The organism is Candidatus Poribacteria bacterium (genome assembly GCA_026706025.1).
GTDB lineage: Bacteria > Poribacteria > WGA-4E > WGA-4E > WGA-3G > WGA-3G.
Window position 1 is genome coordinate 376,005 of sequence record JAPOZO010000063.1, and the last position, 24,893, is coordinate 400,897.

At 47.8% G+C, this 24,893-nt stretch carries 16 protein-coding genes and 2 tRNA genes; 17 read left to right on the forward strand and 1 reads right to left on the reverse strand.

Annotation, left to right across the window (positions count from 1 at the left end; all coding sequences use genetic code 11):
• Nucleotides 1-47 precede the first annotated feature (47 nt).
• From OXH00_16505 to OXH00_16525, 5 genes are read left to right on the forward strand one after another with little or no spacing between them, the layout of a single operon-like run.
• Nucleotides 48-1,940, forward strand: coding sequence for a WD40 repeat domain-containing protein (locus OXH00_16505; GenBank protein MCY3742618.1), 1,893 nt, complete (start codon nucleotides 48-50; stop codon nucleotides 1,938-1,940).
• A complete protein-coding gene (locus OXH00_16510) occupies nucleotides 1,930-3,189 on the forward strand; it encodes an ABC transporter permease (GenBank protein MCY3742619.1) in 1,260 nt (419 codons plus the stop codon). The genes OXH00_16505 and OXH00_16510 overlap by 11 nt, the downstream gene beginning before the upstream one ends.
• 10 nt (nucleotides 3,190-3,199) lie before the next feature.
• Complete coding sequence (locus OXH00_16515) at nucleotides 3,200-4,225, forward strand: transporter (protein MCY3742620.1); 1,026 nt, start codon at nucleotides 3,200-3,202, stop codon at nucleotides 4,223-4,225.
• Between the two features lie 7 nt (nucleotides 4,226-4,232).
• Nucleotides 4,233-6,284: a hypothetical protein gene (locus tag OXH00_16520; protein ID MCY3742621.1), complete on the forward strand. Its 2,052-nt coding sequence runs from the start codon at nucleotides 4,233-4,235 to the stop codon at nucleotides 6,282-6,284.
• A gap of 21 nt (nucleotides 6,285-6,305) precedes the next feature.
• Nucleotides 6,306-6,893 (forward strand): CDP-alcohol phosphatidyltransferase family protein, encoded by a 588-nt coding sequence (locus tag OXH00_16525; protein ID MCY3742622.1) that lies wholly within the window; start codon nucleotides 6,306-6,308, stop codon nucleotides 6,891-6,893.
• A 70-nt stretch (nucleotides 6,894-6,963) separates the two neighbouring features.
• Here OXH00_16525 and OXH00_16530 read toward each other — a convergent pair whose 3' ends face one another.
• Nucleotides 6,964-8,730, reverse strand: a complete 1,767-nt coding sequence (locus OXH00_16530) for a long-chain fatty acid--CoA ligase (protein ID MCY3742623.1) — start codon at nucleotides 8,728-8,730, stop codon at nucleotides 6,964-6,966.
• 1,304 nt (nucleotides 8,731-10,034) lie between these two features.
• Between OXH00_16530 and OXH00_16535 the strand changes: the two genes are divergently transcribed.
• From OXH00_16535 to OXH00_16590, 12 genes are all read left to right on the forward strand, one after another.
• Nucleotides 10,035-11,852: an AAA family ATPase gene (locus OXH00_16535; protein MCY3742624.1), complete on the forward strand. Its 1,818-nt coding sequence runs from the start codon at nucleotides 10,035-10,037 to the stop codon at nucleotides 11,850-11,852.
• Nucleotides 11,853-12,001: 149 nt separating this feature from the next.
• Nucleotides 12,002-13,516, forward strand: a complete 1,515-nt coding sequence (locus OXH00_16540; protein ID MCY3742625.1) for a proteasome accessory factor PafA2 family protein — start codon at nucleotides 12,002-12,004, stop codon at nucleotides 13,514-13,516.
• Between the two features lie 226 nt (nucleotides 13,517-13,742).
• Nucleotides 13,743-13,940, forward strand: a complete 198-nt coding sequence (locus tag OXH00_16545; GenBank protein MCY3742626.1) for a ubiquitin-like protein UBact — start codon at nucleotides 13,743-13,745, stop codon at nucleotides 13,938-13,940.
• Nucleotides 13,940-14,812 (forward strand): proteasome subunit alpha, encoded by an 873-nt coding sequence (locus OXH00_16550; protein ID MCY3742627.1) that lies wholly within the window; start codon nucleotides 13,940-13,942, stop codon nucleotides 14,810-14,812. Before OXH00_16545 ends, OXH00_16550 begins: the two co-directional genes overlap by 1 nt.
• 127 nt (nucleotides 14,813-14,939) lie before the next feature.
• The gene (locus OXH00_16555) at nucleotides 14,940-15,710 is read left to right on the forward strand and encodes a hypothetical protein (GenBank protein MCY3742628.1); all 771 of its coding nucleotides are present in this window, start codon (nucleotides 14,940-14,942) and stop codon (nucleotides 15,708-15,710) included.
• Nucleotides 15,711-15,840: 130 nt separating this feature from the next.
• The gene (locus OXH00_16560; GenBank protein MCY3742629.1) at nucleotides 15,841-17,295 is read left to right on the forward strand and encodes a proteasome accessory factor PafA2 family protein; all 1,455 of its coding nucleotides are present in this window, start codon (nucleotides 15,841-15,843) and stop codon (nucleotides 17,293-17,295) included.
• 226 nt (nucleotides 17,296-17,521) lie between these two features.
• Nucleotides 17,522-18,859 (forward strand): DUF1501 domain-containing protein, encoded by a 1,338-nt coding sequence (locus OXH00_16565; protein ID MCY3742630.1) that lies wholly within the window; start codon nucleotides 17,522-17,524, stop codon nucleotides 18,857-18,859.
• Between the two features lie 242 nt (nucleotides 18,860-19,101).
• Complete coding sequence (locus OXH00_16570; GenBank protein ID MCY3742631.1) at nucleotides 19,102-20,202, forward strand: WD40 repeat domain-containing protein; 1,101 nt, start codon at nucleotides 19,102-19,104, stop codon at nucleotides 20,200-20,202.
• Nucleotides 20,203-20,374: 172 nt separating this feature from the next.
• Nucleotides 20,375-23,422 (forward strand): hypothetical protein, encoded by a 3,048-nt coding sequence (locus OXH00_16575; protein MCY3742632.1) that lies wholly within the window; start codon nucleotides 20,375-20,377, stop codon nucleotides 23,420-23,422.
• A 177-nt stretch (nucleotides 23,423-23,599) separates the two neighbouring features.
• Nucleotides 23,600-24,262, forward strand: coding sequence for a hypothetical protein (locus tag OXH00_16580; GenBank protein MCY3742633.1), 663 nt, complete (start codon nucleotides 23,600-23,602; stop codon nucleotides 24,260-24,262).
• Nucleotides 24,263-24,528: 266 nt separating this feature from the next.
• Nucleotides 24,529-24,597: transfer RNA gene (locus OXH00_16585), tRNA-Leu, on the forward strand.
• A gap of 60 nt (nucleotides 24,598-24,657) precedes the next feature.
• A tRNA-Ala gene (locus OXH00_16590) sits at nucleotides 24,658-24,730 on the forward strand.
• The last annotated feature ends 163 nt before the right edge of the window (nucleotides 24,731-24,893 follow it).

Below are 24,893 nucleotides of genomic sequence, written 5' to 3' on the forward strand. Positions count from 1 at the left end.
GGATGTTACCTCAAAGTGCAATCACTCGCATAGGACAAGGGGGAATCGTGCAGGATCCTGCATATTCTCATGATGGGAAACACCTTGTATTCGCGAGCAAAATAGGGATATGGTGGTATGATATATCCACTATGATGCCTACTGCCTTATGGGACACAGATCGAGGGTTTACCTCTGCTGTCGCATTTTCCCCAGATGGCCGGTGGCTTGCCACCGGCGACGGGGATGGTCTCGTCAAGATGTGGGATGTGCAGCGCGGTGTCTGCATTGCCCAAATGGAACGCGATGAATCGGAAAAACCCGATCACATGGTTTCTCGCCTCGTTTTTTCACCTGATAGCCAGCTGCTTGCTGTTTCTAGTTTGCGTGACTATATCTTATATGTTTGGAACACTGAAACAGGGGAACGGATTGCAAAATTTCACGACAATACCAATTACAAATGGTTTCCTTTTCTACTACGCCCTATTGCCTTCTCCTCGGAAGGCAATTTGATCGCTTGTACAATGCCTAATGATAGTTTATTACATGCAGATCGCCGCGGTACAATCCGGCCTCCCGAACATTCTTGCAACTCTATTTCTGTATGGGATATAAAAACAGGCGAGCAACTCACTTGTCTTACGGAACATCCTAATTTCGTTTACAGTGTTGTCTTTTCACCTTGCGGGAAGTTCCTTGCATCCGGAGGACGAGATGGCGCAGTTCGGGTTTGGTCGGTTGCTAATTGGGAGTTGCTCCACACTTTTCAGAATTATGGAACAGAACGGAAAAAGGTATTCTATTCACCAGAGAGTGTGCTGTACGCTTTAGAGATGTCTGATGAAGCTTGGAGCGTGTGGGACGTAACGAGCGGTGAAAGGACCGACCACTTCCTTGAAGAGCATATTTCTGTCCATAATACCCACGCTCCAAAGGGCACCCCATTCGTTTCAGCTTCTACCACCCGCCGTGAATTTAGGAAATGGACGGTAGGGGATTCCCAACCACACCTATTCTCTCATTTACATACTGGGGTTCCTTTTTCGCTTGTTTTTGCGCCAGATGGAAAGACCCTCGTAGGTGGGTATTGGAGTGACAGCGAAAAGGTAATATTATGGGATATTACAGACCCTTCCGCCATATTATCCACTTTCAATTTTCCTGGAAGAGGATACACTGTCTCTGTGTCACCACAAGGGGAAATCTACGCAACCGGACGTGACGGTCCAACTGCCAAGGTGTGGCACATTGGGAACAACGAGACACTGGTTAACTCTTTCAGACTTCCTAAAAAAAACACTGCCGATGAACAAGAACCGCTGGTAGTATCAACCGTAGCATTCGCATGCAAAAGCAATTTGTTGGCATGCGGCGATAACGAAGGCACATTATATATCTGGGATGTACAACTGCAGAACGCACAGCAAAATCTCAACGCGCATTCGGACTGGATCAAATTTATAGCATTTAGCCCCGATGAAAGGAAAATTGTGAGTATGACCCAAGACAGGTCTATTTCCATGTTGTGGGATGTTGAAAGCGGTGAACCCATTGAAACATTGCCAGGAAGAAATCGTGCGTTTGCGTTTTCACCTTGTAGTACTCTAATTGCTCTCGCTCAACCGAAGAAGATCCTTTTGTGGGATATCAGTCATCGTAGAACAGTCAAGTGCCTCTTCCTGCCGGAAGACAGCCGGTGGTCATTTGCGTTGGCTTTTTCACCATGTGGTCGTTATTTAGTTTCGGGTGCGTGGTGGTTACGCGGCAAGGGTATTAAGAAGTGTCCAGTACGGTTGTGGAATGTTGAAAGTGGTGAAAACATCGCTACCTTCCGAGGGCACTGCAGTGATGTCCAATGCTTGGCTTTTTCACCGGATGGTGCCCTCTTAGCAAGTGGTAGTTTTGATGGCACTATCCTCTTATGGGACATGAAGCCATATCTACACTATGAAACATGATGCGGCAATTACCGCTGGTATTGTCCACCTTGAACAAAATCGGATGCGTGCCGGATTGTCCATTCTCGGCATCTGCATCGGAGTCGCTAGTGTACTTTGTATGATGACGCTTGGCGATAGTACGAAACAAATCATCGCAGACGACATCGAAAAACTCGGGGGAACCAACCAAGTGCGATTCTGGACAAGCACTTTCGTGAGGAAACGGGGACGACGATACCGAACAACGGAGCGATATACCCTCGAAGATGCCTCCGCGATTGAGGCAGAATGCCCGAAGGTACTCTTCGTCCTGCCCGAAAATTATAGAAGCCGGAGATGGGTTACGACGGGACACGGCACCAGAACACGTGGGTATATAGCGGGCGTAACAGAAGGCTACGCAAAAGGCATCCATTGGGATGTTCAACATGGACGTTTCCTCTCTGAAAATGATATTGACAACGCCCTACAAGTGTGTGTGCTTGGTTCTAACGCCGCCAGAGAGTTGTTTGGAGAGGTTTCTCCAATCGGCAAAGAAGTGAAAATCCAGAGATCAAGAAATAGATCAGTAAGGTTGCATGTCGTTGGTGTTATGTCCCCGAAAGGCAGAATTTTAAGTGATCCTCGTCTAAGGGATGACAGTCTCTATATCCCGTTAACAACGAGCCAACAGCGGTTCTCGGGAAACCCTCATGTTGAAAGCCTTAATATCTTTTTTCAAAAGGGCACAGATGTCTACAACGTGGTTGAATCTGTTAAGAGAGTCCTCCGCAAAAGACACAGAGGTATTGATAATTTTATCAAATATTGGATACCTCAATTCAGAGTACGGAGGCTTGATCACATAAAAAATGTGATTAAAATTGCTTTAGGTGGCATTGCTGGTTTTTCCTTGTTTGTCAGTGGTATCGGTATCATGAACATCTGCCTCGTCTCCGTAGGTGAAAAGACACGTGAGATCGGGTTACGGAAAGCCGTCGGCGCAAGACGTATGGATATTTTCTATCAATTCTTGACAGAATCGATATGTCTATGTTTCTGTGGTGGGGTACTCGGCATCGTCGGTGGGTGGCTCTTTGCCCACGGTATGGCACGTATTGCCGTGCGTATCTTGCCCATTGTGGAAAAGTGGCCCGTCGTCCTCTCCGGACATTGGATACTCATTTCCGTCCTCTTTTCTGTTTTTATGGGGATTGCTTTTGGCATCTATCCTGCGATACGAGCGGCGCGACTTTCACCTATTGATGCACTCCGTACCGAGAATTAAGGAGGCGTTCTTGAAAAGTTCTTATTTACTTTTAACCTTTTATCTGTTTTTTCAGGCACTTGCTTGGACATCCGCAGACACGCCAAAGTCCCGTCCTGATAGCCACGCCCCTATCGGCGTGATGGGCGACCACGGACATAAGACCGGTGAAGTCATGCTCTCGTATCGATTCATGACAATGGACATGCAAGGATTGCAATCTGGCACCACTACCGTTGAAACAGCCGAGGTGCTAAAAGACTTTATGATGGCACCTACCACTATGCAAATGCAGATGCATGGTTTCGGTGCTATGTTCGCCCCGCATGATAAACTCACGCTCATGGCGATGGCGAATTATCAGTTTCTCCGTATGGAGATGGAAGGTGCACATCTTCACAAAGAAGGACACCATGGGCACCCTGTTGGACATCATGAAATGTCAAGTTCGGGCGTTGGTGATGCCAAGCTTGAGGGGCTGCTCACGCTCTGGAAAAGACCACACTTCACACTTCTTGGAAACATCGGCGTTTCACTTCCCACCGGTTCTATTTCAAAAAAAGGAGCGGATGGAAACTTGCTCCCCTACCCGATGCAGCTCGGGAGCGGTTCTTTTCAAGCGCGTCCAGGAGTCACGCTTTTTGGATATCACGGTAACTGGTCTTATGGCAGTCAATTGCGCGGCACGTTTCCATTGCATACCAATTCACAAGACTATCGGCACGGCACTGCGGTATCGGTGACAGCGTGGGGTGCCCGGCGGCTCAGCGACCGGCTCAGTCTGAGTGGTAGATTTTTCTTTACGCATTCGGGAAATATCACGGGAAGCCATCCAGAGTTGAATCTACTTATGAGTCCGAGCCATCGTCCCGACTGGCGCGGCGGCCAAAGACTCGATTTTGCGATTTCAAGCAATCTGATGGTTCCAACGGGCACCTTTGCTGGGCAACGGCTTGCTGTTGAGTTTCAGATGCCACTCTATCAAAACCTTACCGGTACACAACTGAAAACGACATGGAGGCTTGTCCTCGGTTGGCAGTACGCCTTCCATTTGTAGGGACACAATGAAATATTTAGAAAAATTAAGACCGCTTTGGAAACCCGCCCGCGCGTTCCTTCCATGGGTACCCTTGGGTGCTATTCTGATCGTTGCGTTCTGGATTCGCATTCAAGGCGTTCCGAACATTCCGGAAGGACAATTTACCGGAAACGATCCGTATGTTCACTATTGGCAAGCGCAAATCGTGTCTGAACAGGGCAGACTGCCCGCGCGCGATATGCGTCGCTGGCTCCCCCTCGGCAGAGACTATGAACAAAGCATGACCGCGTATGCTTACGGTGTCGCTTACACGCACAAAGCGATAACAGTTCTCTTTCCCAATGTCTCTCTCTATCAGGTCTCACTGTTTTCGCCTGCTGTTTGTTTTGTGTTAGGGTTGGGAGTGCTTTGCCTATTCCTTCACCGGACTTTTGGATTACTTTTTTCATGCGTTGTTGGCATATTTTTAGCAACGCTCCCCGGTGTCGTTGAACGCAGTGCCGCGGGCTTCAGCGATAGGGACAGCTGGTGTCTGATGTTAGGAATTTTCGCAGTCACAACCTATCTTGCGTCCCTACAGACGCAATCGTCTCGCTGGCGACTATTTCTAACGCTCGCTTCAGGTTTCTCTATTTTCCTCGGTGGTATGAGTTGGGAAGGTTTCGGCGTGTTTGTTAGCGTCATCCTCGTTATGGAACTCTGGAGATTCCTCACATCTGAAAAGGAGGAAGGACTCCGATTATATGCTCTCTGGGTGTGTACCTTCCTGCCGACGCTTTACCTTGCATCGTCTGCCTATCGAAGTGGAGAGGGTTTCACAAAGCACCTATTTGCCTTTGTGCTGATGCCGCCCCTTGTTCTATTAGGGATTCGCGCCTTCCGACATTTTCTAATCACGAAATCATCGCTTGCAGAAAAACTCCGTCCACACGCCAAGAATCTGTCTCTTGGGTTAGTGCTTGCGAGTTTTGCACTTGCACTTGGGTACGTTTGGATGCAATTGGGTACCTTCGCCAGCACCACCGTCCCGTTAAGCCAAAACGAACTCATGCAAACTGTTGGGGAGCTTAACAAACCGGATTACAGATATTGGGTATTCCGATACGGCAGCCTCTTCTTTTTAGGAAGCCTGGGTTTCATTGGTATCAGCGTCCACCTCTGGAAGAACAACGGCACAGTATTAGCGGTATTTATATTTTTATTTATGCTCGCTACCTTTTTTCGTGCAAGACTTGAAACGTTTTTAGGGGCATCCGGATGCAACATTCTTTTTTTCACATCGCTTGCCAGCATCTCTCTTCTGCTCCTTTACATCGCGTGGCGGCACGGAGAATCACAAGGACAAGAACTCGTTTATGTTGGGATGGCGGCATGGTTTCTCGTGTGGGTAGCACTCTCTCGTGATGCAAAGAGGTATGACTTCTTTATTGGACTTCCGATTGCATTCTTTACCACTGATTTGATACGTCGCGTCGGTCCCTATATAACTGAAAATCTCAAAAATGCGCAATTCCTGAGTGCGGGCTTCAAAGAACGACTCCCGCTGCGTGTTGTAAAAACCGTCAGCACTGTCATTATCGTCGCATCCCTTATGTACTGGAAACCTGCAGGCGAACACGCGACACGTGCCATTGCAGCCGCAACACGAATGCGCCAAGCCGCTCCGGGAGATACACCGGCTGCAAAGGCTTTTGAATGGATGAAGGCGGAACTCTCGCCTAAGGCTGTCGTCGCAGCAAGATGGGGGTTCGGCAGCATGCTCAACGTCCTCGGTGGTGTCAAAACCATTATTGATCAAGATCACTACATCCAACATTGGATTCTTCTTTTTAACAAACATGTCCGTGATGCCACCGACGCGCGAGTCGCGTTGGAATTCCTGAAAACCCACGGGGTAACACATCTCATGCTAATGCAACGACGACCTCCGGAAGTTTTTCTGCAAGGTGAACTCAGCCATGCCTTTGTTCCTGTCTATCCGACAGATAATTTCACAGAAGCAGGAGCCAAAGTGTGGCAGATTCGCTATCCGCCGGATATCCAACTGAATCCGAAATATCTCGCAACAGAACCGTAGGAGGGGTTTGTACCCCGATACATGATTGCAAACACCATAACGCTTTGCCGCCTCTTGTTAACTTTCGTCGTTATTGTCCTATTTGGCATGCATCAAACACTGGATATCGGGTTGATTGCAACGATTGCGATTATCTTCGCGCTTGATGGCATTGATGGGTATATTGCCCGCAAACGTAACGAAACATCAAAACTCGGTGAAGTTCTTGATACTGCTGCAAACAGAATCATCGAAAACACCTTTTGGGTTTATTTTGCGACGACAGGACACCTTCCATTATGGATGCCTATTGCTGTCGTGTCAAGAGGGTTTATCACGGACAGTTTGCAACGGTTTTTTGGATACCCAGAAACCGGATGGGCATACGCACTCACACGCTCACGCTTCAGTCGTGCCCTTTCCGGTATCACCAAAATGTTAGCCTTCACGAGTCTTGCCGGCACATGTTTCTTGAAAAACCCGGCTTTGGCGCAAGGAAGTCTTATACTTGCTACCATCGCCGTTGGATTCTGTCTCCTCCGAGGGTTGCCATTCTTTTTTATTAAAAATTCGGCAGAACTTGTTTTAGCCAGTACCGCCTTTTATCGCCGCAAGAAAAGTAATTTTTAACCGGAGTGCGGTTAGACCTTAGACAGGCAGGTTAGCAAGAAGATAAAATCTTCTTCCACCCTTCCATGCCTTAGGCATCCTCCGGATACATCCCTTCAATCGCATCCGCGTATCGCTCCATAATAACATTCCGCTTCAACTTCAGCGTCGGGGTCATCTCATCAGCTTCCTGCGAAAATTCCTTTTCAAGCAATGTGAACCGTCGCACCTGCTCAAAATCCGCAAAATCCGTCAGACGGCTCCGAATTTCGCTTTGAATGTGCCGTTGTACCTCGCGCGTCTGGAGCATTGCTGACAGGTCATCCGTAGCAACACCGTTTTCTGCTGCCCACGCCTTGAGCGCGTCAAAATTCGGCACAATCAACGCCGCAAGATTTTTCCGTTCGCTACCGACTACCATAACCTGACTGATGAACGGACTTCTCACCAATTCACTCTCGATCGGTTGGGGCGCGACATTCTTACCGTTGGAAAGCACGATGATATTCTTTTTCCGGTCAGTGATCTTAATAAACCCATCTGCGTCAATAATACCAATGTCACCCGTGTGAAACCATCCGTCTTTATTGATGACCTCTGCCGTCGCGGTGTCGTTGTTGAAGTAACCTTTCATGACGTGTGGACCGCGGGTTAAAATTTCACCGTCTTCGGCGATCTGTACCTCTACACCAGGGACATGTGCACCAACGGTTCCAAACTTCCATTTTCCCAGGTGGTTTATGCTAATAACAGGCGAGGTCTCCGTTAATCCGTAGCCTTCCAAAATCAAGATCCCCGCTGCGTGGAAAAATTCAGCAATTGACTGCGGTAACGCCGCACCACCAGAGACAAAAAACCGTAACCTTCCACCCGTTGCTTCCTTCAACTTCGCAAAGACGAGTTTATTTGCAATGTTCTGCTGCAATTGCAAAATCGCAGACGGTTTTCTTCCCTGTTGAATTGCGGAACTCACTGCTGAACCAACCGAAACGCCCCAGTGGAAAATTTTCTGTTTGACGGGCGAACCCTCTTGGACCGCACGTAGAATTCTTTCGTGCATGGTTTCGTAGAGCCGCGGCACACTGAGCATCACCGTCGGCGCGACTTCCTTCATGTTCTGCGCCACTGTGAATGTACTCTCCGCGTATGCTATCTTCGCGCCTGAGAACAGTGGCACATAATGTCCACCGAGCCGTTCAAATACATGCGATAGCGGCAGGAACGATAACAACACATCGGTTTCGCTTACATCAATAAGCGATTTGCACGCCTCTACATTAAAAATAAAATTCGCGTGCGTCAGCATAACCCCTTTTGGATTGCCCGTCGTGCCTGACGTATAAATAATCGTTGCGAGGTCTTCTTCGCTCGCAGCATTGTTGGTCTCCTCACCCGCGAGTTCACAGACTGCATCAAATTGGATAACGCCTTCTGGCGTTTCACCTTCAACAGAATCGAAAATAATTACCTGTTCAAGTGTCGGAACCTTATCTCGAATTGAAGTTACCTTCTCCAACTGTTTTTCGGTAGATACACAGATAATTTTCGCACCGGAGTCTTTCAGGATATAGCTTACTTGCGCCGCTGTCAGTGTTGAAAACATCGGAACGGTTACGGCACCGACTTTGAGGCTACCAAAATCCGTAATTGCCCACTCGGGACGATTCTCGGAGAGAATTGCAACGCGGTCATTCTTTTCCACCCCAAGCGCATTAAGTCCTTTACTGAAGGCAGCCACTGAAGCACTGAACTCGGTATAAGAAATATCTTGATAAGTGCCACCTTTCGGTTTGTGCGCCAAGGCGGGTTTATTGCCGTATTGTTGAACTGCGTCTTCAAGCATAGATATGAGTGTCATTATCGCTCACCTCTCCTGCTGTTATTTGCGAAAATATTAACATACACAGCGATGCAAGTCAAGTTAATCATTAACGCTTTAGTGTCTAAAAATAGAATAAAATCAAAACGCTACAGAAAATCGAAACGCGCTTTGATCCAGCGAAGCAAGATATCTATAAGTTGAGGGGCCCCGATAGGTGCCGTTTTGCGGTGTACCATAGGTGTCAATTTTAGAAAAAATAACCGTCGCGATCCCAGGCCAGTAGGTTCGGTTTCCCAACCGAACCGGATTTTACATAGAAACCTTAAAGACTTCAAAAATCTCTTGAATCCCGTAGGGATGGTATCTCTGTAGAAAAACGGGACCTCACACACCTAAGCCCCGTAGGGGCGGCATTTGTAGAGATGCTCCTACGAAATGACGAGAAATATCCCTAAATTGACACCTATGGTGCGGTTTTGCGGTGTACCATAAGTGTCAATTTAGTCCCGTAGGTTGGGTAGAACGGTGTTGAAAAGGTATGTCGGTGTGCCAATACCCTGAAATCCAACTTGCCGTGCTATACCTCTAAAAACGCAGTGAAACCCAACTTCAGCCCCTCAAGTGGCCGTAAACCGCAAAGGCGTTGGGTTTCTCTCGGTTTTCTGTTTGACGTGGCATCTTTGGGAGAGGCTGAGTGTTGTGTTAATTTTCAGGGTTTGGCAGTATCCGTTCAACCCAACCTACGGGAGGATACGTTTTTTTCTTAAATTGACACTTATGTGCGGTTAGGAAACCGCACCTACCGGGCCTGGGGAGAACGTAGAATTACCGAAATATTTTATTAATCTTCATCAACCGAACCAGTTCCTCCGCGGAAACAGCGTATTTCTCGTAGGTGTTAATACTTCATATATGTTATGTTTTAAAACAAAACGCAGAAATTTTCGCTGGATTTCGCTGGATTTCGCTAGATTTCGCACCGGATCCCAAAAAAAAGACATCCAATCCAATAATTTCTTAAAATTGAATGTCCCTGGTATAAAGTTGTTTTTTCTTGCATTTATGTTGCAACTTATGCTAAACTATTACAAATTATCACAGCAGAACTCAATTTGCACAGATTAAATCCCCCTGGTAAGGTGGATTTATCGGTTAGAAATCGGTTATCGGTTAAGAGGTGAACTTGATATATGAAGCCTTTCTCTTCACTGACAACCGACGACTGAAAGATTTTTGAAAAAAATCGTACCGACAACTTTTAAAATAAATATTCGCAAAATTGTGGGAAGTGTGGTAAACTCTATCGTAAAGTCATCCGCTTCTGCCTGAGGAGACATCAAATGTACGATAAGAAAAATCCGAAAGCTGCTGGCGCAAATCCCGACAGGTACGACCTGTTTACTGAAGATGACGAAGAAGTTGAAGAAGAACTCACCTCTGAAGAAGAGGAGATGAATTCCGGCTATTCGTTGCAGTTAATTCACCATCTTATCACTGAGACACCGCCAGAGGACAGTCGTCGTCGATGGCTCCTTGAGCTGCGGCGTTCTATTCTGAGTGATGAAGGTGAGTTTCGGGAAAGAATTCACGCGATTCAGCAGGAAGCACTCCGTATCCATGCGGAAATGGAGGCGCAGATTGAAAAACTCACTTCACCCGCAAATCGTATCGGCACCTTGCTCGGATTGCCGAAAGAAGACATCGCACGCGTCATCGTCGGGGGTTCCGAATACTACGCCAACCTTGATACCGAACTTGACCCGGGAACCTTGAAAAAGGGGTTCAGTGTACTATTAAACGATGCCTTTGTCGTCGTCGGTGAACTCGGATACAACGATGCCGGACCCATCGCAAAAGTATCTGAGGTTATACCAGATGGACGGCTCCGTATTGGACAAGAACCTAACGCGCAAACCGTTATCCTTGAACGCTCCGCAGACCTCATGGATGTCAAACTCAAGCCTGGCGATGAGGTCCGAGTTGACTCCAATTACCGGGTCGCTCTTGAACATATTGCTACCAAAGAGACGGACGCTTACGCGCTTGAGGCAGTGCCAAATATTCCCTGGTCTAAGGTCGGCGGGCTTGACGAAACGATCCAACGTATTAAAGATACGATTGAACTTCCCATCCTGCATCCCGAACTCTTTTCGCGTTTCCAATACAGTGCCCCGAAAGGGTTTCTCCTCCACGGGCCGCCAGGATGCGGAAAAACGCTCATCGGTAAGGCGACTGCCTATAACTTGACGCAGCAGCTCCGAAGGGAGGGTGGAGAAGATGTTGAAGGGTGTTTCCTCCACATTAAAGGCCCTGAAATTCTGAACATGTGGCTCGGAGAATCTGAACGGAAAGTACGTGAAATATTCCAGATCGCCCGTGAAAAAAAGGATGATGGCAAATTAGCTTTTGTGTTTATAGATGAGGCAGAGTCTATATTAGGAACACGGCGGGCACTCAGATCTCATAGCATCTCAAATACGCTTGTGCCAATGTTTTGCGCGGAAATGGATGGCATTGAGTCTCTACAGGATGTCGTTATTATTCTCGCTACAAACCGTCCAGATCTCATTGATCCTGCTATTCTGCGGCCAGGACGCATTGATAGAAAAATTAAAGTGACTCGTCCAGACGCAGACGCTGCGAAGGATATCTTCCGTATTTACTTTACACCCGAGCTACCTATCGCTCCAGAGGTAACCCGTGACCCAGAGACGGAGACACCAGACGAAGCACCACCCGAAGTTATACCGGCTGAAAAGGCAGTCGAAGACCTGATCGCGCAGGTTGTTGATGAAATGTTTCGTGAGGACGAGGACAACAGATTCCTTGAAGTCTCCCTCAGGAGTGGCAGACGCGATATTCTCTATCGTGGGCATCTCTGTAGTGGTGCTATTATTGAGTCGATTGTGCAGCGCGCTAAGGAATCCGCACTCAAACGCGCAATTCAGAACCCGGAAAAAGAAAGCGGAATCTCGCGGGCCGACCTGTTAGACGCACTCGCCGCGGAGTTTCTTGAGAGTGAAATCTTCCCGCCGACCGAGGCGACCGAAGACTGGCTCAAACTCCTGGATTACGATCCAGCAAACGTCGTCAAAGTTACACCTATCAAAGCTGAAAAGCGGGAACGGCGTAAAGCGTCTGGCTCGCGTGTCATTTAGGAGGATGGTTGTCAGTTTTCAGTACGATTTTTTTCAAAAAATCTTTCGGTCGTCAGTTAAGAGAGATCTTGGGACCGTCACGTTTACTGGTGAAGCAACGCTAACCCTCTTTAACCGATAACCGATAACCGATAACCGATGACCAATAAATGGAAAGACTTTTTGGAATTGAAACTGAATACGGAATCACACTCGAAAATGAAGCGCACATTGATGCCGTCAAGCAGTCTATTGAGCTCATAAAAAGTTACCGTCAAGAAGATTTTCGACCGGTGTGGGACTATCGCGGGGAAGACCCGTTGCGAGATGAACGCGGTTTTCGGGCAGACACACTCTCCAATCATCCTGATGAGAAGGAAGAGGAAGCGCGCGATCGGAAGCGAAATAAGAAAGAGCGACTCTCTTTCGCCGAAATTAAAAGTGATCACATTCTCGTCAACGGCGCGCGCCTCTACAATGACCACGCGCACCCGGAGTATTCTACACCTGAATGCAGCAACCTGTTTGATCTTGTGGCACACGATAAAGCGGGGGAACGTATCCTCCACCGATGTGCTGAAACACGCAGTCAGAAACTCGGAAAACGCGTGCTGTTGTATAAGAATAATACCGATTTTCACGGGCATAGCTACGGGTGCCACGATAATTACTTGATGGCGCGTGAAGTGCCTTTTGAGACGCTCAAACAGGGAATCATGTCGTTCTTTATAACACGACAAATCTTCGCAGGCGCAGGGAAACTCGGTATTGAGACTGAAGCCGGGCTTGCAACACCAGGGCATTACCAATTGTCACAACGTGCTGATTTCTTTCACGTTGAGGCAAGTGTTGATACCATGCACAACCGTCCTATCGTCAATACGCGCGACGAGCCGCATGCTGACGCATCTAAATACCGGAGACTCCACGGTATCGCAGGTGATGCCAATATGTCTGAATACGCAACGGCTCTCAAGGTCGGCACCACCGCGCTTGTTATTGCTCTGATTGAACAACGGAGGGTCCCGGAAAAGCTCGCACTTGCCAATCCAATTGATACCATCAAGACCGTGTCGCATGACCAGACGTATCGTTGGATGGTGATGACAGATGATGGAAAAACGATGTCGGCAATCGACCATCAGCGCGAGTACCTCGCACTCGCACAGAAACATCTCGACGATGTTGGGGGGTTTGAAACTGACTGGGTACTCACAGAGTGGGAAGATACGCTCAATACACTTGAGAAAGATCCAATGTCGCTTATTGATCGGCTTGATTGGGTCGCGAAGAAGTGGTTACTTGAAACCTTTGCAGAAGAAGAGGGAGTCCCATGGGACGATGCATGGCTCCAGAGTTTGGATTTAGAATATCATAACATTGATCTCGATGAAGGGCTTTACTATGGAATCCCCATGCGTCGTATCGTCACAGACGAACAGATTGAAGCAGCACTTCATAATCCGCCTGCTGGCACACGGGCCTACTTTCGCGGGCGCGCTGTTGATCGGTTTAGTGAATCAATAAAAGCAATCCAGTGGGATAGCATTACCTTTACTGTCAATGGGCGGACCCGAGAAGTTAACCTCAACGCACTCGCTGAGGCAGACATCGCACAGCAATATAATGAGGCTCTTGACGAATCACCGACCGTCGAAACATTAATTAAAAAATTACGTTTATGAGAAGATGGTTATCAGTTATCAGAAGAGGGGTTGTCAGTTATCGGTTATCAGTTAAAAGAGGGTTGGGACAATTCAAGAGGTCTCTTTTTCTCACTGCGAAGCAAACTGAAAGATTTTTCGCAGAAAAATCGCTCTGATAACTGAAAACCACTGACCACTGAAAGATTTTTTTCGGAGAAAAAAATCGTACTGATGACTGACAACTATTAAAAAAAGGAGAATTAAAATGGCAGCTAATATCATTGCTCAGCTTGAGCGCAAGCAGAGAGATACAAAACCCATCGGACCCGGTGATGGCGATAGTGATAACGAGGGACCCAAGCGCCAGAAAGTCAGTCGTCCTGATACACAAGAATTGCTCAAGCGCATGCGTCGTGTTGACAAAGATCAGTCCCGGCGTTATCGCCAAAGAACGGGGGAATAATGCACTATAACGGTGATTTCCTGAATCTAAGTGGTGCAGGACACCAAGAACTCGCACCCCACGGAGGAATAAACCACAAAGGCGACTTTCTCGACCTCTTGAGATACGCAAATTATCCCTTAAAGATAGAGGTGCCACCGGAAACCGCACGACACGGAGCAGATGTTGAAATAGCACATAGCACCACCGTGGTTGCTGTTCTTTACCGAGATGGTGTCATGATCGCAGGGGACCGGCGTGCTACCGCAGGCACCTCTGTCATCTATGATCGAGCCGAGAAAGTTTTGCAAATTGATAGGCATTCTGCACTTGCTATTTCAGGATCACCCGCAATCGCTTATGAAATTGCCAGAATATTGGAGCACTCGTTCCAATATTTCCGGCGCAGCCAGCTCCAAGAGTTAAGCCTCGAAGGCAAACTTCGGATGTTGTCAAGACTCATCCGTGAGAATCTGTCGATGGCACTCCAGGGTATCGGTGGCGTTATTCCGATCTTTGCACTGTATGATTTAAATGCCGCCGATGACGGGAACGGCGGAAAAATTTTCTTCTATGACGCACTCGGGGCGCACTTTGAGAACGTCGATTTTGCAACAACTGGTTCTGGTTCTATCTGGATCCGGGGCGTGTTGCGCTATCTGTCTCGGTTTGGTGAGACTGCCTTGCACGAAATGGACCAACGGCAGGCAGCCATCGCTATCTTAAGACTCTTGGACATCGCCAGTGAATACGATGCCGCAACGAGTGGATACAATGCTAAAGTGAAAATTTTTCCGACTCTCAAAACCGTAACACGCACCGGTGTTAATACCGTTTCTGATGATGATTTAGCAGAATGGTACGCTGAGGCACAACCAAATGTAGAGGAATAGCCATCGGTTGCCAGTTTGCCTTGCAGTGAGAGTTATAGGTTAAGAGTACCTCGCAGTGAGAGTTGGAACTGACAACTGAAAGATTTTTCGCAGAAAAATCGTACTGACAACCGACAACTATTAAAAAATGCGAGATGAACCATATCGCTGGATAGAGGCGATTCAGGACAGACGAGATTACATTGAAGACGAACTCCGATTGGGCAGTCCTGTCGTAGGTGTTACCTACGACGAAGGTATGATGCTCTTGACTGTCAGTAAGGGACAACGTAAAATATTTGAGGTGCATGATCGGATCGCACTCTCTGCAATCGGGCACCCGGCTGATATTGAACGTTTACGGATGCTTGTTACCGATACTGCCAGCGTCCAAGGCTTTCAAAATGCTACTGAAGATATAAATCTACACCGGTTAACTAACTATACGTTGGCACCTGCTTTTAAGCAGGCGTTTGAGTCCATTGCCGGTGAAGCTTATATCATCAAAATGTTGCTCGCTGAACTCGGCAGTGTTTCAGGAAAAAGCCAATTCACAGGGATCAACTTTGATGGCATTGTCCGAACCGATCCATCTTTTGCAGTTATCGCTGGAACAGAAACAATTGAAACAGGAATGCAAAAATATCTCACTGCTGCAAAGACTGACGCTGACAGAGATTTAACTACGGCGTTCCGGTTGGCGTTAGAGGCTTGGACAATCGGTAAAGAATTAAGTTCACGCGAGCCGGAAGACGCAGAATCGGAGGATACCCAGTTAGAGACTGCGCAGATGTACGAGATTATTGATACCGCACGTGAAGAAGGTCAAATTGAAGTAGGGGTTTTGGAAACTGCACAACACGGCACAAGTAAATTCCGACTCCTTACTTCTCAGGAGATTGAAGACGCACTGAAATAGCGAATAGTTATAAGTTATAAGTTATAAGTTGTAAGTTAAGAGGGGATACTGATTCGTCTAACGTCTCTTGTTACTGACAACTGAAAGGTTTTTTGAAAAAAAACCGAACTGAAAACTGACAACCATTAAGATGAACAAGCGTATTTTTGGAATCGAAACAGAATTTGGATGTATGACAGATACCGAGCGGATTCGCGGAACCTCTGAAGGGGTCGCCGCACGGGTTCGGGACTACGTTTTTGATGTACTTGAACTCGGACTCCGCGACATCCATTACCGAGACTGGGGTGAACCCCCCGGTAACGGTGGATTTCTGTTCAATGGCGGCCGTCTTTACATTGATATGGGGCATCTTGAATATGCAACCCCCGAATGTGCTACACTTTTTGATCTTGTCGCTTACGATAAAGCCATTGAAACAATCATCAATAACATCCTTGATGATACAGGATTGCCAACTGCCTTCTTCAAAAATAATATTGACCATTTCACCGGGGCAACCTTTGGATGTCATGAAAACTTCCAAGTCAGTCGAGAGGTTCCATTTTACCGGGTCGTCATCCCAACACTCATGCCTTTCTTCGTTACCCGACAAATTTATGCCGGTGCCGGTAGAGTCGGTGTCTATGATGAAATGATTGAGTTTGGGGCACAAGATGTTTTGGAAGGGCAGCAGCTCACTGAGCAACAAAATTATCAAATCTCGCAACGCGCCGATCATATTGTCACTGAAATTTATGAGTGGATTCAGTTCAGTCGTGCTATTATCAATACAAGAGACGAACCGCTCAGCGATTACACAAAATACCGACGGCTCCATCTCCTCGTTGGAGATTCTAATATGTCGGAGTACGCTACCGCACTCAAGGTCGGTACCACTTCGCTCTTGCTCTCCGCGATTGAGACGTTTTATGAAACACACGGTGAAAAATTACCGCTGCCCGGTTTTGAACTCGCTGATCCAGTCTTCGCTATTCGACACATCTCTCGTGACAGCACTTTCAAGTGGCGGATTGAACTTAAATCTGGGAAAACAATTTCCGCCGTTGATTTACAGCGAGAATATCTCAACTTCGTCCAGGCATTCATCACCGAACCTGACGAAGAAAACCAGTGGGTCCTTTCGGCGTGGGAGTCTATACTTGATGATCTTGAAGAAGATTGGGAGCGCGTTATTCCACGTGTTGATTGGGCCGCAAAAAAATGGTTGCTTGAAACTTTCATTGCCGAAGAAAAACTCGATTGGGATGATCCTTGGATCAAAAGTCAAGATTTAGAATATCATAACATTCGTACAGAAAGCGGGCTCTATTACGCACTGCAAGCACACGGACAGATGGAGCGCGTTATCACCGATGAACAGATTGGATATGCTATTAACAACGCACCACAGGATACCCGGGCTAAAGTTCGGGCTTTCTTGATGCGAACCCTTACACAATATCAGATGCCTTGTATTGTTGATTGGCATCAGATCTATGCTGGACATACGGAATATTTTGAGATGAAAGAACCGCTTGATACCAACATCGCGAAGGCGCAGCGATGGATAAGAAGGCTACGAAAGCGACCTTCGCGCAATTGATGTGTAGCCACCGCGTGGCGAAGAATGGTTATCGGTCTTAATAGTTATCAGTTATCAGTTAAAAGAGGTTTTTGAAAATCCGAACGTCTCTGTCTGACAACTGAAAGATTTTTCGCAGAAAAATCGTACTGGCAACTGATAACTAATAAAACTGAAAGATTTTTTGAAAAAAATCGTACTGACAACTGATAACTAAAAACCATTCCCGTATCACAAGGAGAAAATCATGGCTGAAAATAGATGCATACACACGGATTGTGAAGGATTTTACCGTCGGGACTTTCTAAAAGCAGGTGCTCTTGGATTGTTCGGCTTGAGTCTCACAGACTTGTTCCGACTCAAAGCACAGGCTGCAACTGCAGAAGCGAGCGTTAGCGCGCCGAGTGCTTCTACAGGTACTGCTACATCCGTTATTCTTGTCTGGTTAGGTGGTGGACCAAGCCACCTGGATATGTGGGATCTTAAACCGGATGCTCCTGAAGAAATACGTGGTCTTTTCAAGCCGATAGCGACGAATGTCAACGGCATCCAAATTAGTGAACATCTCCCCAGACTCGCACAACAGACCGATAAGCTCTGCATCATCCGTTCGATGACCTCTCCAGAGGCAGCGCATGAGCGTGGAACACACTATATGATGACGGGCTATCAACCCTTACCCGGTTTTGCTGTTCCAGGGTATGGGGCCGTTATTTCCAAACTCAAAGAACAGCGGAGTGCTTTGCCGCCTTACATCTCTGTCCCAGCACCTGTCGCCTATGGTGGTGGCGGGTTCTTAGGCGCATCGCTCGCACCTTTCTCGCCTGGCGGAAATCCGGCAAGCAATAACTTCAAAGTACGCGACCTCGAACCACCTAAAGGCGTCTCTGTTGAACGTGTTGAACGCCGACGCTCTTTACGCCAAGCTGTTGATGCTGCCTTCAAAAAATACGAGGCAGGCAACCCTGCTGCGGAAGCGGTTGACGACTTTTACACCTCCGCATATAACTTGATGAGTTCCACCGATGCCCGCGCCGCGTTTGAGCTCAATGCTGAACCCGGTAAAACGCGCGACGCATATCGACGCGACACTTTCGGACAAAGCTGTCTCCTCGCAAGAAGGCTCGTTGAAGCAGGTGTTAACTTCGTCACAGTCAGCAACGGTGGATGGGATAACCACAACAACATCTTCTCATCCCTGCCCGGGAAACTCAACGCTTTCGATCAGACGATGACTACCTTAATCACAGATCTCAGCGATCGCGGCTTATTGGAAACCACGCTTGTCATCGCGATGGGGGAATTCGGCAGAACGCCGGTCATCAACAGAAACGCTGGACGTGACCATCATTCCCGCGTCTTCTCGATCATGCTCGCTGGGGGCGGTGTCCAAGGTGGACAGGTCATCGGTGCTTCCGATCCGCTTGGCATGGAACCTGCTGAAACGCCGGTACGCCCGGAAGATTTATCAGCGACACTCTATCAATCCCTCGGTGTTGATTATAATCAGCACCTTGAGTCACCAGACGGAGTCCGTATCGTCCTCTCACGCGGCGGGAGACCCATCCGTGGTGTACTTAGTTAAGCGCGATTTTGCGGCGTACTCGCCCAAATTTGGTTTCCCACACGCGGAAACCAAATTTTGCTTCGCAGTGAGAAGGCTTTACATTTGCGATCTGCATTCTAATCGCTTACCAAGCAACGGGCTGAAGGTTAGAGGGATTCGCATCGAAGAATAGAAGGATGGAAGAATGAAGGGGACCGCCCTAATTCTTTTATCCTTCCAATCCTTGCTACCTACCTTCTAATCTTTAACCCCATAAAAAAATGCGTCATATTGCTTTCGTTACGCTCCGTAACATAGGAATCCTGGTAGCAGCGTCCTATATTATCTTTGCAATGCCGATCGGTTTTGCAGACCAACCGCTGTCTCCCATTTGGTCACTTGAATTTAGTCCTGATGGGAAAACGCTTGCTGTCGGGAAATATCAGTGGATTGAACTCTGGGATCTGGAGACACAAAGTATTATTCACACCTATGAACCGCATGCTGGCGAGGTCCGAAGTCTTAAGTTCGCAGCAGCGAATAATCAGGATACGTCGTCCTTGCGGCTCTATGCCGGTGGTGGTGTTCCCGCCCAAAGCGGTGAAATACGCATTTGGGATGTCGCCTCTGAAGAGCTCATAAAAAGTTTCGAGGTTCACGGTGACACCATTGAATCTATTGCACTCAGTCCGAGTAACACAACCCTACTCACTGCCAGCATGGATGAATATAGTGCTGTCATTGATGTAACGCTCCTTGAGGATACCGAAGATCCAATAGACAAACAAGCAAAGTGGCTTACCCAACACGTCGGGAGAGTCCTTTGCACCTTGTACCACCCACAAGGAACTTACTTTGTCACTGGTAGTGAAGATAAAACCATAAAAGTATGGAACCCTAACACTTTTAACGTCATGGTGAACTTTGATGCAAACGATGACGCTGTTTATAGTCTTGCCTATTCAGTTAATGAAGGCGTGATAGTTTCAGGATCTGCCGATAATACCGTCCGGACATGGCGCGTTACACCGGCCGAAGACGACGAGGAGATCGCAGTCGGACGAGATTCACTTGAGATGACAGGGGCTCGTGTTCGTGAATACGATGGGCATCAAGGTGCTGTTTATAGTGTTGATACTGCACTCGTTTTACCAAGACGCACAAACAATCAGACGGCAATGATTGCGTCCGGTAGTGCAGACACTTCCGTGATTATATGGAATCTCCGGTCAGGCAACCGTTATGGCACTTTTGATGAATCGACCGATGCTGTTTACGCTGTAAAGTTCAGTCCGAATGGCGAGTTCGTCGCCGCAGGCGGTCGAGATGGCAAAGTACGGCTCTGGAATCTCCGCAGACGCACCTTAACACACGAGTTCTAATATGGCAGTTGGCTTTCAGCAGTCAGCAATCAGGATGCCTCAGAGTGAGAGTTGTCAGAAAGAGATTTTGGGATACCCCGAAAACCTCTTAACTGACAACTGACAACTGAAAACTGAAAACCAGTCCTCTGATAACTGATAACTGATAACTATTTGGGGAGGGTCTTTCGCGATGCTTACCAATACTATACCCCTTTTGACTAAGCAATATAGCCTTGCAAGTACAATCCGAACGCTTTTTACGTTGCTCTTTATTTCTATTTCGCTTCCCGTCTTCGCACAAGGTACCCCGCGACTTAATTCTCTTTTTCCGGCGGGCGGCCAACCCGGAATGACTGTTGAGGTCGCCATCCAAGGTTCTGATTTAGAGGGTGCCCACCGAGTCATTGTTGAAGGAGAATCGGGGATTACCGCGCAACTTCATCCCGCTGGTGGTGAAGTTGATGATACTCATAAACCCGTCTTCGACGCGAATTGCGGGCAGTGCCACGAACTCCGCTCGCCGAGTAACAGGTCAATGACCCCGGCGCAGTGGAAAGCCACTGTTCAACGGATGATTACGGAGAAGGGCGCAGAGATCAGCGCGGAAGCACAGACGCAGATTGTTGCCTATCTTTCATCGGCTGCAAGAGCCAGTGCTGGATTAACCGCCGAATTATCTATCGCGCCGGATGCACCCATCGGGCTTCGCGAAATTCGGATTGTCGGCAAGCACGGCACCTCCACCGCATGGCCCTTTGAGGTAAGTCACACCCCCGATGTCATTGAAACCGAGTCGAATAACGAGCCAGAATCCGCTACCACTATTGAGCTACCAAGCCTTATCAATGGGGTCGTGAATCCGGGTGGCGACGAAGATTATTACGTTTTTCAAGGAAGCAAAGGACAACGATGTGTGTTTAGCGTCAAGGCATACCGCCTTAACAACATTAGCCAACAGTTCTTTAATCCAACGATCTCTGTTTTTGATGCAAAGGGTGTCGAACTTGCACGCAGTAACGGGTTCTACAGTCTTGATCCGCTCATTGATATAACGCTTCCTGACGATGGGCCCTATCTCCTACGTATTCGTGATCTATTGCATCGCGGCAACCCAGATTCCGTTTACCGGTTAACGGGCGGTGTTCTTCCGTACAATACCTATCTTTTCCCTGCTGGTGGAACGGTGCCTCTGGGTGGAGACAGGAAGGCTGCAAGTCTGACAGAGGCAACAGGCTCTCTTTCATACGGACCTGCCGTCCCGGCGAAAACCAACATTATTCAGTGTGTAATTGGCGGGGAAAATCTACCCGAAACGGAGTGGCAGGTCGAGTTGACTGCGGATGAGCAACCCGGTCTTAAACAGATTCGTACCCCGTACGGCATCTTTCCGTTTGTCATCAACGCGCACCCTGAAACTGTTGAAGAAAATATTGAACGTCAATCCGCTTCTGACGAACCTGCTACGCAAGATGCCACGACACAATTCACCGAATCCGAAATTCTTTTTGAAGCAAAGTGTAGTGTCTGCCATGAACTGCGTTCACCGAGCAACCGCGCACTCTCTGCCGAGGAATGGACAAACACTATTACGCGCATGGCAAATAAAGAGAATGCCGACATTACAACGACTGAGCGCGACCGTATCATCGCTTTTGTTGCCCAAGAAGCGCAACGTTTAGGGGCACTCATCGCACGCCAACTCGAACACGCGCAGCACCTCACAACCCCTGGCGCAATCAGTGGACGTATCTCAGAACCCGGTGAGGTGGATTACTACCGTTTTACCATCTCAGAAGGCACAAGCCTCGGTCCATGGTGGGTAATCTTCCCATTTGATAACGTTGATGAAAGGGGGTTTGATACAGTCTATCCCCCTGAAACCGAGATTGATCTCGATAAGGAGTACATCGGCAAAGAAGGGCGAAAAATCGGGTGGTATAAAACCAATCGTAGGGGTGAGAACGTCTTCTCAAACGTCCCCGAAGACGATGTTACTGGCTATGCCTTGACATACCTCGAATCTGACCGTGATCAGAACTATCTCTTGTCCCTCGGTTCTGATGATACCATCAAGATTTGGGTGAACGACAAACTTGTTTTCAGCAAATACATCCACCGTCCACTGCGTCGTGCCGATGATGTTATTCAGTTACCTGTCTCTAAAGGTAGAAACAAGATTCTTGTGAAAGTTACGAACGGCTATGGACCGTGGGGATTTTTCGCGGACATAGGCGGGTATTCGCTCACTGTCTCTGCAGAACGTCTGGGTTCACCATTGAGTCCATCTCTCACCTTACTCGATGCAGATGGGCAGGTGTTAGCAAATAATGCTGGCATTGGCGGCAGACGTAACGCTATTATTGATTACAGTTTCAACCAGCCCGGTGAGTATGCTGTCCGAGTTGAGGACATTGCTGGAAACGGTGGTGCAGGCTACGTTTACCACTTAGATGCTCGTCTAACAAAACCTGATTTTGCCATCTCCGTAACACCTGATAATCCCAATATCGGACGTGGGGGAACGATCTTGTTGGATGTGACGCTGCAACGCCGCGTTGGATTTACAGAACCAATACTCCTCTCCGTTGAAAACTTGCCACCCGGTGTCACTGCCAGCGAGAGCGCGATCCTTTCGGGGACTGGCGTAACACAAGGATACATTACGCTTACCGCCGCACCTGATGCTGAACTTGAACCTCGCGTCGTTCAGGTTGTCGGTGCCGTCACCACTGCTGCTGGCAATGAATATCGTCGCGCCGCAACACCGGTTGAAGTCTACCGAATTCAGAACAACGATCAGACCGTCCGGCGGCAAAACGTTGTCGTCAGCGTTACAGAGACTGCGCCTATTATGTTGTCAACGGGATTAGAGGAGATTGTGGTAACCCCAGATTCACCCATTGATATTATCGTCAAAGTTAATCGGCAAAGTGGCAACCGGCAAAATCTGAATCTTACCGCTGTCGGTTTGCCTTTCGGCGTCCGGCTCCGACGACAAAACACCTTACTCCGAAGGAATCAAACGGAGGCTACCTTAACACTCGTGCCAAATATTATCAGGGCTGGTGATAATGAGTTACGGCGTAATCCGTTCATCGGTACGCAGCAGACGCGTCCATACACTATTGTTGTCAACGCATCCGTCGGTCAACGGCTCGTAGCCAGCAGCCCTGCCATCAAACTTTGGCTCGGCAGCCGTCCAGGGACGAATCCAGAGGAACCGCTCGGCGGCAATTAAGCAAAACAGATAGGAAATATGTAGAATTGACCCAGTAGAGTACTAATCTTTGCTGACTGTGTCCTCAGGTTCTCCAGAACCTTGTTCGCCGAGGTCCCCGTGCCTCGGCGAACCTATTCTTCAGGGTATTATCTAAGAAACTTTTTGCGACACAACTTTGATGTAAAGGAGTCGGTTATGAGGCAGCTTACCGAAATAAAGGTGGATTCAACGAAAACCCTGACGACATTAATTTTTCTTCTGCCCCTTTTTTTTACCACTCCTTCTTTCGCGCTCTTTTTCAACTTTGATGATAACAAAAAACCGCAAGAATGGAAAGAAGAGGGTGGAAAATGGAAGGTCGAAAACAAGGTGTATATTGGCGAGGAACTCAACGCCGTAGAGGGAGTCACCTTGATTGGTGAAGCGAACTGGACTGACGTTACCTTTGAAGCGACCATCCGGAATGCCGAGGGGAACTGGATGGCATTAGTGGTGCGATGGAAGGATGTTAACAATCACTGTGGGTTGTGGGTGAATCTGGGGAATAGCACGGCTGAATGGTGGGTTAAAACTGGGGCGTATGCCCAACAGGATGTTGGCGCGATTAAATTGAATAAGGAGAAATATAAACTTAAAATCGTTGTCAAGGGCGATACCTTTGAAGGGTATTACAACGACAAGTTGGTCGCAACCATGAAGCATGGGGTCCACAAACAAGGCAGGGTCGGACTTCTGGTATGGCAGGGTAGTTCCAGTTTTGACGATGTCAGCATCACGGGACCAGGGATTCCTGGGTTAGCGGTAAATCCCGAAGGGAAGTTAGCCTCGACGTGGGCTCGAATTAAAACGTCGTATTGAATGAACGCATACTAAGAGACATTCATCGTCTATTTAGAACGGGTCGATGCTTAGTTTCCCTAAAAAAAGTCTAATTTTCACTTGACAAATTGCCTTTTCTGTAGTATTCTATGCGATATTGCAAAATAAATTTGACATTTTCAAAGTTTTGTGATATACTTAACTTCGGCGTGAGTTAAAATTCGACGGAATTCACGTTTTTGGCAAATCTTCGCGAAATAAATTTGACATTCACGTGGGTTTGTGGTATACTTAATAGTGCTTGCGTGCCAGTTGCTCAGATAGGAGCATCGGTTTTAGAAACCGAAGGTGGGGTGCAATTCCTCCCTGGTAGATTTTGAAGATAAATTTGACATTCATATCGTGATTGTGGTATACTTAAAAGCATGCCACGTGGGGGTGTAGCTCAGTTGGGAGAGCGTCTGGTTTGCAACCAGAAGGTCAGCGGTTCAACTCCGCTCATCTCCATCGCCTATAAGCATTATATGCTTCAACAAATAGGCGTTGTTCTTTGACAATTGTATAGAGAGGGTAAATCGGTAGAAATAATATCACCTTATTATCAAGCTACTAAGGGCTTACGGTGGATGCCTTGGTGCCAGGAGTCGACGAAGGGCGTGACAGGCTGCGA

Coding starts and splice junctions, on each gene's coding strand:
- OXH00_16565 (MCY3742630.1), top strand. CDS start 17,522: ATGGCTGAAAATAGATGCATACACACGGATTGTGAAGGATTTTACCGT.
- OXH00_16520 (MCY3742621.1), top strand. CDS start 4,233: ATGAAATATTTAGAAAAATTAAGACCGCTTTGGAAACCCGCCCGCGCG.
- OXH00_16540 (MCY3742625.1), top strand. CDS start 12,002: ATGGAAAGACTTTTTGGAATTGAAACTGAATACGGAATCACACTCGAA.
- OXH00_16560 (MCY3742629.1), top strand. CDS start 15,841: ATGAACAAGCGTATTTTTGGAATCGAAACAGAATTTGGATGTATGACA.
- OXH00_16570 (MCY3742631.1), top strand. CDS start 19,102: ATGCGTCATATTGCTTTCGTTACGCTCCGTAACATAGGAATCCTGGTA.
- OXH00_16525 (MCY3742622.1), top strand. CDS start 6,306: ATGATTGCAAACACCATAACGCTTTGCCGCCTCTTGTTAACTTTCGTC.
- OXH00_16575 (MCY3742632.1), top strand. CDS start 20,375: ATGCTTACCAATACTATACCCCTTTTGACTAAGCAATATAGCCTTGCA.
- OXH00_16545 (MCY3742626.1), top strand. CDS start 13,743: ATGGCAGCTAATATCATTGCTCAGCTTGAGCGCAAGCAGAGAGATACA.
- OXH00_16510 (MCY3742619.1), top strand. CDS start 1,930: ATGAAACATGATGCGGCAATTACCGCTGGTATTGTCCACCTTGAACAA.
- OXH00_16555 (MCY3742628.1), top strand. CDS start 14,940: ATGCGAGATGAACCATATCGCTGGATAGAGGCGATTCAGGACAGACGA.
- OXH00_16580 (MCY3742633.1), top strand. CDS start 23,600: ATGAGGCAGCTTACCGAAATAAAGGTGGATTCAACGAAAACCCTGACG.
- OXH00_16530 (MCY3742623.1), bottom strand. CDS start 8,730: ATGACACTCATATCTATGCTTGAAGACGCAGTTCAACAATACGGCAAT.
- OXH00_16535 (MCY3742624.1), top strand. CDS start 10,035: ATGTACGATAAGAAAAATCCGAAAGCTGCTGGCGCAAATCCCGACAGG.
- OXH00_16550 (MCY3742627.1), top strand. CDS start 13,940: ATGCACTATAACGGTGATTTCCTGAATCTAAGTGGTGCAGGACACCAA.